Raw genomic sequence first — 14981 nt, forward strand, 5'->3', positions numbered from 1 at the left:
CGCCATCAGACCGCTTCAGCCGGACGGCGGCTGAAGCGCTGCCCCAGGCTGTGCATGGCCAGAAAGATTACGGGTGTGGAAAACAGCGTCAGCAACTGACTGAGCAACAACCCGCCGATAATCGCGATGCCCAGCGGATGCCGCAGCTCCGAGCCAATCCCGGTGCCCAGCGCCAGCGGTACCGCGCCGAACAGCGAGGCCATGCTGGTCATCAGGATCGGCCGGAACCGCAACTCCGCCGCCTGACGGATCGCCGCCACAGGGCTCAGGCCCCCCTCACGTAAGAGTTCCAGGGCGAAGTCGACCATCATGATGCCGTTTTTCATCACGATGCCGATCAGCAGCACAATCCCGATCAAACCGATAATGTCGAACTGCGTGCCGGTCACCAACAGCGCCAGCAAAGCCCCGAGCGCCGCGGAGAGCAACGTCGAGAGGATCGTCACCGGGTGCACGAAGCTCTCGTACAGAATCCCCAGCATCAGGTACACCACCACAATCGCCGCCACCACCAGGAACACCTGATTCGACAGCGACTGCTCGAACGTCGCCGCTGCACCTTCGAGGTTGGCCTGCACCGACAGCGGCAGGCCGACCTTGGCCTCGATGTCCTTGAGCCGCGTGACCGCCGCGCCAAGGGTCTGGCCGGGCGCGAGGTTGAACGACACGTCGGCATACGGAAACTGGCCCAGGCGGTTGATGGTCACGGGCGTACGCACCACCTGCAGGGTCGCCATGCTCGACAGCGGCGCGACCCCGCCGCCCGGGATGTCCACGTACAAGCCCGTGAGCAAGTCCGGCAGGTTGCGCGGCGGATGGTCGGTGGCGATCACCACGTGGTACTGGTTGAGCTGGGTGTAGATGGTCGAGACCTGGCGCTGACCGAAGGCGTCGTACAGCACGTCATCGATTGCCTGGGGCGTGATGCCCAGCCGCGACGCCGTGGCGCGGTCGAATGTCAGCTGGATCTGGTTGCCGAACTGCATCGCCTGGCTTTGCACATCGGTGAACATCGGGTCTTGCTTGATCGCCGCCAGCAGCTTGGTGGTCCACTGTTCCAACTCGTCCGGGTCGGTGGCTTGCAGACCCAGGCGGTAACTGGTGGTGGACACCGTAGCGTCGAGGGTCAGGTCCTGTACCGAGTGCAGGTACAGGCGGATGCCGGCGTCATCGGCGTTGGCATCGGAGAGCCGGCGGATCACTTCGGTGGCGCTGTCACGCTCGCCCCGCGGCTTGAGGTTGATCAGCAGGTTGCCCTGGTTGATGGTCGGGTTGGTCTGGTCGATCCCGACAAAGGACGACAGGCTTTGCACCGCCGGGTCCTTGAGGATTCGGGCGGCCAGGCGCTGCTGTTCGGTCTGCATCTGCTGGAACGAAACCGTCGGCGCCGCCTGGGAAATACCCTGGATCAGGCCGGTGTCCTGGTCCGGGAAAAAGCCCTTGGGCATGATCACCAGGGTCAGCAGCGTCAGTGCGGCGGTGAGCACCACCGAGATCAGAGTCAGGGTGCGGTGGGCCAGCACCCAGTCGAGGCCACGCACGTAGTGGGTGTTGATGCGGTCGAAGAAATCCGCGCGGCGTTCTTCGTGCTTATTCTTGAGCATCCGCGCGCACATCATCGGCGTCAGGGTCAGCGAGATGAAGGCCGAGATAACGATGGTCACGGCCACCGTCATGGCGAATTCGCGGAACAACCGGCCGACCACATCGCCCATGAACAGCAGCGGGATCATCACCGCAATCAGGGCAATCGACAGCGAAATAATCGTGAAACCAATCTGCTCCGAGCCCTTGAGCGCCGCCTCCAGCGGTGAGTCGCCGGCCTCGATATAGCGCGTGATGTTTTCGATCATCACGATGGCGTCATCCACCACAAAGCCGATGGCGATGGTCAGCGCCATCAGCGTCAGGTTGTTCAGGGAGAAGCCCAACGCATAGGCCACGGCCAGGGTGCCCACCAGCGTCAGCGGAATGGTGACGGCGGGAATGATCGTGGCCGGCACATTGCGCAGGAACGCAAAAATCACGATCACCACCAGCCCGATGGCCATGGCCAGTTCGTACTGCACATCGGTGACCGAGGCGCGGATGGTTTGCGTGCGGTCGGTCAGTACATCGACCTTCAAAGTGCCCGGCAAACTGGCGCGCAGTTTGGGCAGCAATTGCTGCACGCGGTCGACCACTTGAATCACGTTGGCGCCGGGTTGGCGCTGGATGTTCAGCACGATCGACGGCGTGCTGTTGGTCCACGCGGCCTGGCGCGGGTTCTCCGGGCCCTGGGTGGAAGTGGCGATCTGCGACAGGCGAATCGGTGCGCCGTTTTTATAGGCAATCACCAGATCGCGGTATTCCTCGGCCGACTGCAACTGGTCGTTGGCACCAATGGAATACGCCTGGAACTTGCCGTCGATATTGCCCTTGGCCTGGTTGACGTTGGCGGTGCCGAGGGAAGTACGCAGGTCATCGATGGACAGGCCCAGGCTGTTGAGCACCGAGGTATTCGCCTCCACACGCACCGCCGGGCGCTGGCCGCCGCTGATGGTCACCAGGCCGACACCGGTGATCTGCGAGATCTTCTGCGCCAGCCGTGTATCCGCCAGGTCTTCGACCTTGGTCAGCGGCAAAACGTCGGAGGTCAGAGACAGGGTCAGCACCGGCGCATCCGCCGGGTTGACCTTGCTGTACACCGGCGGGTACGGCAGGTTGGCCGGCAGGAAAGTGCCGGCGGCGTTGATGGCGGCCTGCACTTCCTGTTCGGCGACGTCCAGGGACAGCGACAGGTCGAATTGCAGGGTCACCACCGAAGCGCCGTCGGAACTGGTGGAGTTCATGGACTTGAGGCCCGGCATTTCGCCGAGCTGACGCTCCAGCGGCGCGGTGATGGATGAGCTGACCACATCCGGGCTCGCGCCGGGGTACTGGGTGAAGACCTGGATGGTCGGGTAATCGACTTCGGGCAAGGCCGACACCGACAGCAAGTGATACCCCAACAGGCCCAGCAACAGCACCGCCACCATCATCAAGGTGGTGGCGACGGGACGTTCGATAAAGGGCCGCGAAATGTTCATGCTCGGCAGCTCCTCACTGGGCGACGACCTTCACGGCCGAACCGTCATCCAGTTTGTCGGCGCCTTCGGTGATCACCTGCTCGCCTGGCTTGACGCCGTTTTCGAGCACCGCCGACACATCGCCCATGGACGGGCCGGTCTTGATATTGCGCAGGCTGGCCTTTTCGCCATTCACCACGAACACGAAATCGCCCTTGCTACCATGCTGGATCGCCCGGGTGGGCACCACGGCGACCTGGGTCAAGGTGTCGGCCTTCAGGCGCGCATTGACGAACTGGTTGGGGAACAGCGCATTGCCCGAATCATCGAACTGCGCCTTGACCTTGATGGTGCCGGTGGTGGTGTCCACCTGGTTATCCAGAGCCAATACGCTACCGGTGGCCAACAGCGCCTTTTTATTGCGGTCGTAGGCCAGCACCGTCACCGCGCCACGGCTCAACGCCTGATTGATCGGCCCCAAATCATCCTCGGGCACGGCGAATACCACAGTAGCCGGGTTCATCTGGGTGATGACTACGATTCCGGTGGTGCTGGTGGTCGTGACGTAGTTGCCGGGGTCTACCAGGCGCAGTCCCACTACACCGTCGACCGGCGAGGTGATGGTGCAGTAGCCGACCTGCACTTCAAGGTTCTGCACATTGCCCTGATCGGCGGCCACGGTACCCAGTTGTTGCTGGACCAAGGAGGCCTGGGTATCGACGGTTTGCTGGCTGGTGGACCCGGCCTTGACCAGTTCGCGGTAGCGTGCCAAATCGCGCTGGGCATTGCTCAATACGGCCTGGTCATGGGCCAGGGTGCCCTTGGCCACGGCCAGTTGGGCCTTGAGGGCACGGTCATCGATTCGCGCAATCACCTGGCCCTTGCTGACGTGCTGGCCTTCCTTGAATTCCACGCTGCTGAGGATGCCATCGACCTGGCTGACCACGGTCACGCTGCGGGTAGGTGTGACGGTACCGAGGGCATCGATGTAAACCGGCACGTCCTGCAAGGTGACAGGCACCACGGCTACCGGTTCGCCGGGGGCGGGTGGCTTGCCTTTATGCCCACCTGCAAAGAAGTGCAAACCCAGGGCAATCAACAACGCTACCAGTAACAACGTGCCAACTGCCCAGGCGAACGTACGTCGTCTGCTTCTCTCCACGGTTTCTCTCTCGAACGCCGAAATCAGGATGGAGCGAGCCGCCTGATTGGCCGCTCGCTGCCCTGAACTCTAGCAGTGCGTACAACTCATGCCTGTACGACCGTGAATGCGTTCAGCATCAAGACAGACAAAGTCAGCTGAGCGCCCCGTAACGCAAGGGCTGCAGCGCGATTCTTGAGCCCTGCGCAAAGCCGGTGCTACCATGCCCGACCGCCTGTCTTGGCAAGGAACCTCCTGGTCTATGAGCACCATTCGCGAGCGCAACAAAGAACTGATCCTGCGGGCTGCCAGTGAGGAGTTTGCCGACAAGGGCTTCGCCGCGACCAAAACCAGCGACATCGCCGCCAAGGCCGGGCTGCCCAAGCCCAACGTCTATTACTACTTCAAGTCCAAGGACAACCTCTACCGCGAGGTGCTCGAAAGCATTATCGAGCCGATCCTGGCGGCCTCCACCCCGTTCAATCCCGACGGCGACCCCAAGGAAGTGCTAAGCGGGTACATCCGCTCGAAAATCTGCATCTCCCGGGATTTGCCGTTTGCCTCGAAAGTATTCGCCAGCGAAATCATGCACGGCGCCCCGCATTTGAGCCCCGAGCAGGTGGAACAGCTGAATGCCCAGGCCAAGCACAACATCGACTGCATCCAGAGCTGGGTGGACCGGGGGCTGATTGCGCCGATTGATCCTCATCACCTGATGTTCAGCATCTGGGCGGCGACGCAGACGTATGCGGATTTCGACTGGCAGATTTCAGCGGTGACCGGGAAGGCGAAGCTGGATGAAGCGGATTATGAGGCGGCGGCGCAGACGATTATTCGGTTGGTGCTTAAAGGGTGTGAGCCGGACTGATAGACCGCGGTGTAGCCATCGCAGGCAAGCCAGCTCCCACACTGGATTTGTGCCAGACACAGAATGTATGAACGACGGAGGTCCCCTGTGGGAGCGGGCTTGCCCGCGATAGCGATCTCCCGGACACATCCCGCCAAAACCTGGAAGATCCCTTAAAACATTCCCATCTAGCCTTTCAGAACTCACTTCTGCAAAGGGGCAACGGAATGCCTGATCTACCCGCATCATGTCGTCTACGCACTGGCCGCTATAACGAACCCAACCGAATTTATCTTCTGACCAGCAACACACTGCATCGCGAACCAATATTCAGCGACTTCAAGCTAGGCAGACTGGTTGTTCAGCAATTCAGAATTGCGCAAAACCAGCGGCTGGCAACCTCACTCGCCTGGGTAGTGATGCCCGATCATTTCCACTGGTTGATTTCGCTGGAAAGCGGTTCGTTGGCTGACCTGATGCGCCAAGTCAAATCCAAAAGTACTCGAGTCGTGAATGCTGTTGCCGGGAGAAAAGGGCGTCTTTGGCAACCAGGTTTCCATGATCATGCCGTGCGGCGCGAAGAAAACCTTGAGGGCATCGCTCGGTACATCGTGGCCAATCCCTTGAGGGCGGGGCTCGTGCAAAAATATGGCGACTACCCACTGTGGGATGCGATCTGGCTTTGACTGGAGACCGAGTCGCCGCCATCGCGGGCAAGCCCGCTCCCACATTTTGATTTGTGAATACATTCAACTGTGGGAGCTGGCTTGCCTGCGATGACTATCCATCAGTCACCTCAAATCAAGCAGACACCCCCGCATCCGCCCACAACCCCTGCCCCTCGATCGCACTGATCGCACACTGCTCATCAATATCCGACGTATCCCCGCTGATCCCGATTGCCCCCAGCACCACACCCTCTTGATCCCGAATCAAAACCCCGCCCGGTGCCGGCACCACGCTGCCCTGCCCCAAACTGTTCAACGCCGCAATAAACGCCGGCCGCTGCTGCGCATCCAGCGCCAGCAGCCGCGAGCCTTTGCCCAGGGCTATCGCACCCCAGGCCTTGCCGATCGCGATCTGCGGGCGCAGCAGGCTCGCGCCATCTTCGCGCTGCAACGTAATCAAATGCCCGCCGCTGTCGAGTACCGCAATGGTCAGTGGCGCTGACGAAAGGGTGCGGCCTGCCGCGATGGCATGACTGGCCAGGTTGACTGCGACTTTCAAGGTTAAAGCGCTCATGGGTGCCGTCCTTATCTTGTTATGGGAAAGCCGTGGGGCTCTGTTTGATCAGAAGCCGGATCAAACAAATAGAACACAATAGATTTATTTTTTGTATACAATATTTCGAAACATACGCACCACACGTCGAAATATTCCTGTCCAGAAGCCTTCCGACGAACGTAAAGGCCACCCAAGAAAATGGATTGACCTGCCCCGCTCGCCGTGAATACACTTCGGACCAACACAACTTGTATACAATTACAAAACGCAAGAGGCACCAAAACCATGAGCAAAATGAGAGCAATCGAAGCCGCTGTCCTGGTGATGCGCCGTGAAGGGGTCGACACCGCCTTCGGTATCCCGGGCGCCGCGATCAACCCGCTGTATTCGGCCTTGCAGAAGGTCGGTGGCATCGATCACGTCCTTGCTCGCCACGTTGAAGGCGCCTCGCACATGGCCGAGGGCTACACCCGCACCAAGGCCGGCAATATCGGCGTGTGCATCGGCACATCGGGCCCGGCGGGCACCGACATGGTCACCGGCCTGTACAGCGCTTCGGCGGACTCGATCCCGATCCTGTGCATCACCGGCCAGGCGCCCCGTGCACGGATGCACAAGGAAGACTTCCAGGCCGTCGACATCACCAGCATCGTCAAGCCGGTGACCAAGTGGGCAACCACCGTCCTGGAACCGGGCCAGGTGCCCTATGCCTTCCAGAAAGCCTTCTATGAAATGCGCTCCGGCCGCCCAGGCCCAGTGCTGATCGACCTGCCATTCGACGTGCAAATGGCCGAGATCGAATTCGACATCGACGCCTACCAGCCGCTGCCCCTGGCCAAGCCGTTGGCGACCCGCATCCAGGTGGAAAAAGCCTTGGCCCTGCTGGACCAGGCCGAACGTCCATTGCTGGTGAGCGGTGGTGGCGTGATCAACGCCGACGCCAGCGAGCTGCTGGTGGAGTTCGCCGAATTGACCGGCATCCCGGTAATCCCGACCCTGATGGGCTGGGGCACGATCCCGGACGATCACCCGCAGATGGTAGGCATGGTCGGCCTGCAAACGTCCCACCGTTATGGCAACGCGACGATGTTGAAATCGGACGTGGTGCTGGGCATCGGTAACCGCTGGGCCAACCGTCACACCGGTTCGGTGGAGGTGTACACCGAAGGGCGCAAATTCATTCACGTGGACATCGAGCCGACGCAAATCGGCCGCGTGTTCACCCCGGACCTGGGCATCGTTTCCGACGCCGGCTCTGCATTGACTATGTTCATTGAAGTGGCCCGCGAGTGGAAAGCCGCCGGCAAGCTCAAGGACCGCAGCGCCTGGCTGCACGACTGCCAGCAACGCAAGGCCACCCTGCACCGCAAGACCCACTTCGACAACGTGCCGGTCAAGCCGCAACGGGTATACGAAGAGATGAACCAGGTGTTCGGCAAAGACACCTGCTACGTCAGCACCATCGGCCTGTCGCAGATTGCCGGCGCGCAGTTCCTGCACGTCTACAAACCCCGCCACTGGATCAACTGTGGCCAGGCCGGCCCGCTCGGCTGGACCATTCCGGCGGCGCTGGGTGTGGTCAAGGCTGATCCGACCCGCAAAGTCGTGGCGCTGTCCGGCGACTATGACTTCCAGTTCATGATCGAAGAACTGGCGGTGGGCGCCCAGTTCAAGCTGCCGTACATCCACGTGGTGGTGAACAACTCCTACCTGGGCCTGATCCGCCAGGCCCAGCGTGGGTTTGAAATGGACTACTGCGTGCAGCTGTCCTTCGACAACCTCAACGCGCCGGAACTCAACGGTTATGGCGTCGACCACGTGGCCGTCGCCGAAGGCCTGGGTTGCAAGGCCCTGCGCGTGTTCGAACCAGGTCAGATCCAGCCTGCACTGCGCAAGGCTCAGGAAATGATCGAAGAGTTCAAGGTGCCGGTGATCGTTGAAATTATCCTGGAGCGGGTGACCAATATTTCCATGGGCACCGAGATCAACGCCGTCAACGAATTCGAAGATCTGGCACTGGTGGGCAACGACGCGCCAACTGCCATTTCACTGCTCGATTAAGGAGAACCCCATGCCGCGTTTTGCCGCCAACCTGTCCATGCTGTTTACCGAACAGGACTTTCTTGCCCGTTTCAAAGCCGCCGCCGACGCGGGGTTCAGTGGCGTGGAATACCTGTTTCCCTATGAATTCAGCTCGGCTGAAATCAAGGCACAACTCGATGCCCACGGCCTGACACAAGTGCTATTCAACCTGCCGGCCGGTGACTGGGCCAAGGGCGAACGCGGCCTGGCCTGCCACCCGGACCGGGTCGAGGAATTCCGTGCCGGGGTCAACCTGGCCATCGCCTACGCCCAGGTGCTGGGCAACACCCAGATCAACTGCCTGGCGGGGATTCGTCCTGCCGGTGTGGATGACGAGACGCTTGAAAAAACCTTCGTCGCCAACCTCAAGTACGCCGCCGACAAGCTGCAAGCGGTGGGCATCCGGCTGGTGATGGAGATGATCAACACCCGTGACATTCCGGGCTTCTACCTGAACAACACGGCCCAGGCCCTGTCGATTCGCGAGCAGGTAGGCAGTGCCAACCTGTTCCTGCAATACGACATTTATCACATGCAAATCATGGAAGGCGATCTGGCCCGCACCATGGCCGCGCACCTGGGTGAGATCAACCACATCCAGCTGGCGGACAACCCGGGGCGCAACGAGCCGGGCACGGGTGAGATCAACTACCGCTTCCTGTTCGAACATTTGGACCGCATTGGTTATCAGGGTTGGGTCGGCTGTGAGTACAAGCCGTTGACCACCACCGAAGCGGGTTTGGGTTGGCTCAAAAGCCACAACGCGATCTAACCCACAACACAGAACCCAATGTGAAAGCAGGGCTTGTGTGGGAGCTGGCTTGCCTGCGATGCAGGCAACTCGGTCTCTCAGTTAAACCGAGGTGATGCCATCGCAGGCAAGCCAGCTCCCACACAAGCAGCTCTCACATCGAATAAAGAGAGGATTTTCATCATGGCTAAAATCGGATTTATCGGCACCGGCATCATGGGCCAACCCATGGCCGCCAACCTGCAAAAGGCCGGTCACCAACTGTTCCTTTCCGAGCACCACGGCAAGGCGCCGGCTGAATTGATCGACGCTGGCGCGGTGGCCCTGGCCAACCCGCAGCAAGTGGCCCAGGAAGCCGAGTTCATCATCGTCATGGTGCCCGACACCCCGCAGGTCGACGATGTGCTGTTCCGCGCCGACGGCGTTGCCGCAGGCCTTGGGCCGAACAAAGTAGTGATCGACATGAGCTCGATCTCGCCCACCGCCACCAAAGCCTTCGCCGCGAAGATCAACGAGACCGGCGCGCGCTACCTCGATGCACCGGTATCCGGTGGTGAAGTCGGGGCCAAGGCCGGCACCCTGAGCATCATGATCGGCGGCGACCCGCACACCTTCGAACGTGCCCTGCCGCTGTTCCAGGCCATGGGCAAGAACATCACCCTGGTGGGCGGCAATGGCGATGGCCAGACCGCCAAAGTGGCGAACCAGATCATCGTTGCCCTGAACATCCAGGCGGTGGCCGAAGCGCTGCTGTTCGCCTCGAAGAACGGCGCCGACCCGGCCAAGGTGCGTGAAGCGCTGATGGGCGGTTTTGCCTCCTCGAAAATCCTCGAAGTGCATGGCGAGCGGATGATCAAGGGCACCTTCGACCCGGGCTTCCGTATCAGCCTGCACCAGAAGGATTTGAACCTGGCGCTGGCCGGTGCCAAGGAGCTGGGGATCAACCTGCCAAACACCGCCGGCACCCAGCAGGTATTCAGCACCTGCAACGCAATCGGTGGCGGCAACTGGGACCACTCGGCGCTGATCAAGGGCCTGGAACATATGGCGAATTTTTCGATTCGCGATAAATAACCTCCCCTGTTGGAATGCAATCCCTTGTGGGAGCTGGCTTGCCTGCGATAGCGATCTTTCAGACACCTTCCCATTGCCTGATACACCGCTATCGCAGGCAAGCCAGCTCCCACACTTAATCGCATTTCAAGTTTGAAAATGATGCACCCCTAATAACAAGAATCCCCGGGAGCCCGCTTATGTCGGTCGATCCGCAACACCTGCTTCGCGAGCTGTTTGCCACAGCCATCGACGCCGCCCACCCCCGGCAAGTCCTCGAACCCTATCTGCCCGCCGACCGCAGCGGCCGTGTCATCGTGATCGGCGCCGGCAAAGCCGCCGCCGCCATGGCGCTGGTGGTGGAAAACTGCTGGCAAGGCGAAGTCTCGGGCCTGGTGGTGACCCGCTACGGCCACGGCGCGCCCTGCAAGAAAATCGAAGTGGTCGAAGCCGCGCACCCGGTCCCGGATGCCGCAGGCCAGGCCGTCGCCAAGCGTGTGCTGGAGCTGATCAGCAACCTCAGCGAAGACGACCGCGTGATCTTCCTGCTCTCCGGCGGCGGCTCTGCACTGCTCGCCCTTCCGGCCGCCGGCATCACCCTGGCAGACAAGCAAGCGATCAACAAAGCCCTGCTCAAATCCGGCGCCGCCATTGACGAGATGAACTGCGTGCGCAAGCACCTCTCGGCGATCAAGGGCGGGCGCCTGGCCAAGGCCAGCTGGCCGGCCACGGTCTACACCTATGCGATTTCCGATGTGCCGGGTGACCAGGCCACGGTCATCGCTTCAGGCCCCACCGTCGGCGACCCGAGCACTTCGCAACAGGCGCTGGCGATTCTCAAGCGCTACCAGATTGAAATCCCGGCGTCCGTACGCACCTGGCTGCAAAGCCCGGAGTCGGAAACCGTCAAGCCCGGCGACCCGGTCCTCGCCCGCAGCCATTTCCAGCTGATCGCCCGCCCGCAGCAATCCCTGGAAGCGGTGGCGGTGAAAGTCCGCCAGGCCGGTTTCAGCCCGCTGATCCTTGGCGACCTGGAAGGCGAAGCCCGAGACGTGGCCAAGGTGCACGCCGGTATCGCCCGGCAGATCATCCAGCACGGCCAACCGCTGGCGGCGCCTTGCGTGATCCTTTCCGGCGGTGAAACCACCGTGACCGTGCACGGCAATGGCCGTGGCGGGCGCAATGCCGAATTCCTGCTGAGCCTCACCGACAGCCTCAAGGGCCTGCCCGGCGTCTACGCCCTGGCGGGTGACACCGATGGCATCGACGGCTCGGAAGACAACGCCGGCGCGATCATGACGCCCACCAGCTACGCCCGCGCCGAAGCCCTGGGCTTGAGCGCCAGTGACGAACTGGACAACAACAATGGCTACGGCTACTTCGCGGCCCTCGACGGCTTGATCATCACCGAGCCCACCCGCACCAACGTCAACGATTTTCGCGCCATTCTGATCCTAGAGCCCTGAAAGAGAGTCCCCTGAACATGACGCCTGACAAGAAGGTCAAGATCCTCGCCACGCTGGGCCCGGCCACCGACAGCATCGATGACATCCGCGAACTGGTGGAAGCCGGGGTGAATATCTTCCGGTTGAACTTCAGCCATGGCGATCATGCCGACCACGCCCAGCGCTACCAGTGGATTCGCCAAGTGGAACGCCAGCTCAACTATCCCCTCGGCATCCTCATGGACCTGCAGGGCCCGAAGCTGCGGGTCGGGCGTTTTGCCGAAGGCAAGGTGCAACTGATTCGCGGCCAGGCCCTGCGCCTGGACCTCGACCCGACGCCCGGCGACCAGCGGCGGGTCAACCTGCCGCACCCGGAAATCATCGCCGCCCTCAAGCCCGGCATGGACCTGCTGCTGGACGACGGCAAACTGCGCCTGCGGGTGATCACCAAGCACGCCGATGCCATCGACACCACCGTGCTCAATGGCGGCGAACTGTCAGACCGCAAAGGCGTGAACGTGCCCCAGGCGTTGCTGGAACTCAGCCCGCTGACCACCAAGGATCGCCGCGACCTGAACTTCGGCCTGGAACTGGGTGTGGACTGGGTGGCGCTGTCGTTTGTGCAACGCCCGGAAGATATCCGCGAAGCCCGCGAGTTGATCGGCGACAAGGCATTCCTGATGGCCAAGATCGAGAAGCCCTCGGCGGTGCAGCGCCTGCAGGAAATCGCCGAGCTGAGCGACGCGATCATGGTCGCCAGAGGAGACCTGGGGGTGGAAGTGCCGGCGGAGAGCGTGCCGCAAATCCAGAAGGACATCATTGGCGTCTGCCGTCAGCTGGGTAAACCGGTGGTGGTGGCCACGCAGATGCTCGAGTCCATGCGCTTCTCACCGGCGCCGACCCGCGCCGAGGTCACGGACGTGGCCAACGCGGTGGCTGAAGGGGCGGATGCGGTGATGCTCTCGGCGGAAACCGCTTCCGGTGAATACCCGCTGGAAGCGGTGTTGATGATGAGCAAGATCATTCGCCAGGTGGAAAACGGCCCGGACTACCAGACGCAACTGGACGTCAGCCGGCCCAAGGCGGATGCCACGGTGTCGGACTCCATCAGCTGCGCGATTCGCCGTATCAGCAGCATCCTGCCGGTGGCGGTGCTGGTGAACTACAGCGAGTCGGGCAGTTCCAGCCTGCGCGCGGCGCGGGAACGGCCGGCGGTGCCGATTCTGAACCTGACACCGAACCTGTCCACGGCACGGCGCTTGAGCGTGGCGTGGGGCGTGCATTCGGTGGTGAATGATCGGCTGCGGCAGGTGGATGAGGTGTGTTCCACGGCGCTGGAAATTGCCCAGGCACAGGGCATGGCGCAGCGCGGGGATACGTTGGTGATCACCGCGGGGGTGCCGTTTGGGCAGCCGGGGTCGACCAATTCGTTGCGGATCGAGACATTGATCTAGCGCCTGTAAGGGCCCCTTCGCGAGCAAGCCCGCTCCCACATTTTGATCACTGTTCGACATGACAACTCGGTCGAATGTGGGAGCGGGCTTGCTCGCGAAGGGGGCAACTCGGTCCCTCAGACTCACTCACCATGCCCAACCAATCCTGCCCCGACTGGGCCGAAGCCCTGCTCAACGGCTTCAGCCAGATTTTCCTCCAGCGCCACCCGCTGTGTGGCCTGCTCTGCCTGCTGGCGATCCTGATCGGCGCCCCGGCCCTGCTCGGCGGTGCACTGCTGGGCGGTGTCGCCGGTTTGCTGACCGCCCAACGCCGCGGCTATCCCAAGGCCGAGCGCCAGGCTGGCCTCTATAGCTATAACGGCGTGCTACTCGGCTTGCTGATCAGCCAGCATTTCACCTGGTCGGCACTCTTGCCACCGTTGATCCTCGCCTGTGGCGGCCTCAGCGCGATCGTCACCCGCCAGTGGCTCAAACGCGCCTCCACCCCGGACGACCTGCCCGCCTACACCGCACCGTTTGTCGTGCTCGGCTGGCTGCTGCTCGGCACCACTCCACCTGTCGCATTCGCCGCCAGCGAACCCGGCACCTGGGCGCTGCTCTGCGCACCGTTTAATGGCCTTGCCCAAGTCATCCTGCTGAACCAGCCTCTGGCCGGTCTGTTGATCGGCCTCGGCCTGCTGCTCGCCAACCGCCGCGCCGCGTTGTGGGCATTGACCGGTGCGAGCCTCGGCGTGCTGCTCGCCCTGCTGATGGACGAGCCCGCCAGCGCCCTGCTCGGTCTGCACAGCTACAACCCGGCTCTGGCGGCATTGGCCCTCAGCCAGCAACGCCGCCACCCCTGGCTGCCGCTGACCGGCATCCTGCTGGCGATCATCCTCACGCCGGGCTTTACCGGCCTGAACCTGCCAGCGCTGACCGCGCCGTTTATCCTCGCCACCTGGCTGGTGCGCGCCAGTCAGCGGGTGATGCAGAAAACCCGCATGGACAGCCCCTTCGAATCCCCCTAGGCTTCGCTGATCTTCGATTCAGGCGACTTCCATGGACAGCAACAAACACTGGCGTGAACGTCTCTACGTCATGGTGTTCCAAAGCGACACCCCGGCCGGCCGGCGCTTCGACAGCACCCTGCTGTTGATCATTCTCGCCAGCCTGGTGATCGTGATCCTCGACAGCATCCAGGCGGTCCACGACAACTACGCCAACGTGCTGGCCTATATCGAGTGGGGCTTCACGATCATCTTCGCCATCGAGTACGGCCTGCGGCTGTATTGCTCGCCCAAGCCGTTGCGCTATGCCTTCAGCTTTTATGGGCTGGTGGATTTGCTGGCCATCGTGCCCGGGATCCTGGCCCTGTATTACAGCGACGCGCAGTACCTGTTGATCATCCGGATCATTCGGATGCTGCGGATCTTCCGGGTGCTCAAGCTCGGCCCGTATCTCAAGCAGGCCAACTACCTGATGTCGGCGCTGCGGGGCAGCAAGCAGAAGATCGTGGTGTTCCTGGTCAGCGTCTGCACACTGGTCACGGTGTTCGGCACCTTGATGTACGTGATCGAAGGCCCGGAACACGGCTTTACCAGCATTCCCAAGGGCATCTATTGGGCGATCGTGACCCTGACCACTGTAGGTTTTGGCGATATCGTGCCGAAGACCCCGCTGGGCCAGGTAATTTCGTCGCTGGTGATGATCACCGGTTACTCGATCATCGCCGTGCCCACCGGGATCTTCACCGCCGAACTGGCCAACGCCATGCGTGGCGAAATGCTGCAAACCGATTGCCCGGTGTGCAAGAAAAACAGCCATGAGCCGAACGCCGCGTTTTGCTCACGCTGCGGCAATGGGCTTTTCAAGAAAGTGGAATAAGCAAAGTTCTTTTTAATCTTTAAGCGACTATGCGCCCCCCGTTATAGTCGCTGGCATATTGCCCCTATGTGTTT

At 61.7% G+C, this 14981-nt stretch carries 12 protein-coding genes; 9 read left to right on the forward strand and 3 right to left on the reverse strand.

What is annotated here, in order from left to right; genetic code table 11:
- Nucleotides 1-5: 5 nt before the first annotated feature.
- Both JFU58_RS00960 and JFU58_RS00965 read right to left on the reverse strand, forming a co-directional pair.
- Nucleotides 6-3068 (reverse strand): efflux RND transporter permease subunit, encoded by a 3063-nt coding sequence (locus tag JFU58_RS00960; protein ID WP_201139702.1) that lies wholly within the window; start codon nt 3066-3068, stop codon nt 6-8.
- Between the two features lie 13 nt (nt 3069-3081).
- Nucleotides 3082-4209 (reverse strand): efflux RND transporter periplasmic adaptor subunit, encoded by a 1128-nt coding sequence (locus JFU58_RS00965; RefSeq protein WP_063028188.1) that lies wholly within the window; start codon nt 4207-4209, stop codon nt 3082-3084.
- 241 nt (nt 4210-4450) lie between these two features.
- On the opposite strand from JFU58_RS00965, the gene JFU58_RS00970 reads away from it, so the two are divergent.
- Complete coding sequence (locus tag JFU58_RS00970) at nt 4451-5056, forward strand: TetR/AcrR family transcriptional regulator (RefSeq protein WP_063028186.1); 606 nt, start codon at nt 4451-4453, stop codon at nt 5054-5056.
- A gap of 206 nt (nt 5057-5262) precedes the next feature.
- Nucleotides 5263-5721: an REP-associated tyrosine transposase gene (locus tag JFU58_RS00975; RefSeq protein ID WP_081253099.1), complete on the forward strand. Its 459-nt coding sequence runs from the start codon at nt 5263-5265 to the stop codon at nt 5719-5721.
- A 115-nt stretch (nt 5722-5836) separates the two neighbouring features.
- Here JFU58_RS00975 and JFU58_RS00980 read toward each other — a convergent pair whose 3' ends face one another.
- Entirely contained in the window at nt 5837-6277 is a 441-nt protein-coding gene (locus JFU58_RS00980; RefSeq protein ID WP_201139703.1) for a GlcG/HbpS family heme-binding protein, read from the reverse strand.
- 267 nt (nt 6278-6544) lie between these two features.
- Between JFU58_RS00980 and gcl the strand changes: the two genes are divergently transcribed.
- From gcl to JFU58_RS01015, 7 genes are all read left to right on the forward strand, one after another.
- Nucleotides 6545-8320 (forward strand): glyoxylate carboligase, encoded by a 1776-nt coding sequence (gcl, locus tag JFU58_RS00985; protein WP_063028181.1) that lies wholly within the window; start codon nt 6545-6547, stop codon nt 8318-8320.
- A gap of 10 nt (nt 8321-8330) precedes the next feature.
- A complete protein-coding gene (gene hyi / locus JFU58_RS00990) occupies nt 8331-9113 on the forward strand; it encodes a hydroxypyruvate isomerase (RefSeq protein WP_201139704.1) in 783 nt (260 codons plus the stop codon).
- A gap of 162 nt (nt 9114-9275) precedes the next feature.
- Complete coding sequence (locus tag JFU58_RS00995; RefSeq protein ID WP_201139705.1) at nt 9276-10166, forward strand: 2-hydroxy-3-oxopropionate reductase; 891 nt, start codon at nt 9276-9278, stop codon at nt 10164-10166.
- Nucleotides 10167-10345: 179 nt separating this feature from the next.
- Complete coding sequence (locus JFU58_RS01000) at nt 10346-11611, forward strand: glycerate kinase type-2 family protein (protein WP_201139706.1); 1266 nt, start codon at nt 10346-10348, stop codon at nt 11609-11611.
- 17 nt (nt 11612-11628) lie between these two features.
- A complete protein-coding gene (gene pyk, locus JFU58_RS01005; RefSeq protein WP_201139707.1) occupies nt 11629-13044 on the forward strand; it encodes a pyruvate kinase in 1416 nt (471 codons plus the stop codon).
- Nucleotides 13045-13175: 131 nt separating this feature from the next.
- Nucleotides 13176-14051 carry an urea transporter gene (locus tag JFU58_RS01010; protein ID WP_093207557.1) on the forward strand — a complete coding sequence of 292 codons (876 nt, stop codon included), beginning with the start codon at nt 13176-13178 and terminating at the stop codon, nt 14049-14051.
- Between the two features lie 31 nt (nt 14052-14082).
- Nucleotides 14083-14907 (forward strand): ion transporter, encoded by an 825-nt coding sequence (locus JFU58_RS01015; protein ID WP_177025432.1) that lies wholly within the window; start codon nt 14083-14085, stop codon nt 14905-14907.
- The last annotated feature ends 74 nt before the right edge of the window (nt 14908-14981 follow it).

It is taken from the genome of Pseudomonas sp. TH34 (genome assembly GCF_016650865.1).
Classification (GTDB): Bacteria; Pseudomonadota; Gammaproteobacteria; order Pseudomonadales; family Pseudomonadaceae; genus Aquipseudomonas; species Aquipseudomonas yamanorum.

Coding starts and splice junctions, on each gene's coding strand:
- JFU58_RS00960 (WP_201139702.1), bottom strand. CDS start 3,068: ATGAACATTTCGCGGCCCTTTATCGAACGTCCCGTCGCCACCACCTTG.
- JFU58_RS00970 (WP_063028186.1), top strand. CDS start 4,451: ATGAGCACCATTCGCGAGCGCAACAAAGAACTGATCCTGCGGGCTGCC.
- JFU58_RS00975 (WP_081253099.1), top strand. CDS start 5,263: ATGCCTGATCTACCCGCATCATGTCGTCTACGCACTGGCCGCTATAAC.
- JFU58_RS00980 (WP_201139703.1), bottom strand. CDS start 6,277: ATGAGCGCTTTAACCTTGAAAGTCGCAGTCAACCTGGCCAGTCATGCC.
- gcl (WP_063028181.1), top strand. CDS start 6,545: ATGAGCAAAATGAGAGCAATCGAAGCCGCTGTCCTGGTGATGCGCCGT.
- hyi (WP_201139704.1), top strand. CDS start 8,331: ATGCCGCGTTTTGCCGCCAACCTGTCCATGCTGTTTACCGAACAGGAC.
- JFU58_RS00995 (WP_201139705.1), top strand. CDS start 9,276: ATGGCTAAAATCGGATTTATCGGCACCGGCATCATGGGCCAACCCATG.
- JFU58_RS01000 (WP_201139706.1), top strand. CDS start 10,346: ATGTCGGTCGATCCGCAACACCTGCTTCGCGAGCTGTTTGCCACAGCC.
- pyk (WP_201139707.1), top strand. CDS start 11,629: ATGACGCCTGACAAGAAGGTCAAGATCCTCGCCACGCTGGGCCCGGCC.
- JFU58_RS01010 (WP_093207557.1), top strand. CDS start 13,176: ATGCCCAACCAATCCTGCCCCGACTGGGCCGAAGCCCTGCTCAACGGC.
- JFU58_RS01015 (WP_177025432.1), top strand. CDS start 14,083: ATGGACAGCAACAAACACTGGCGTGAACGTCTCTACGTCATGGTGTTC.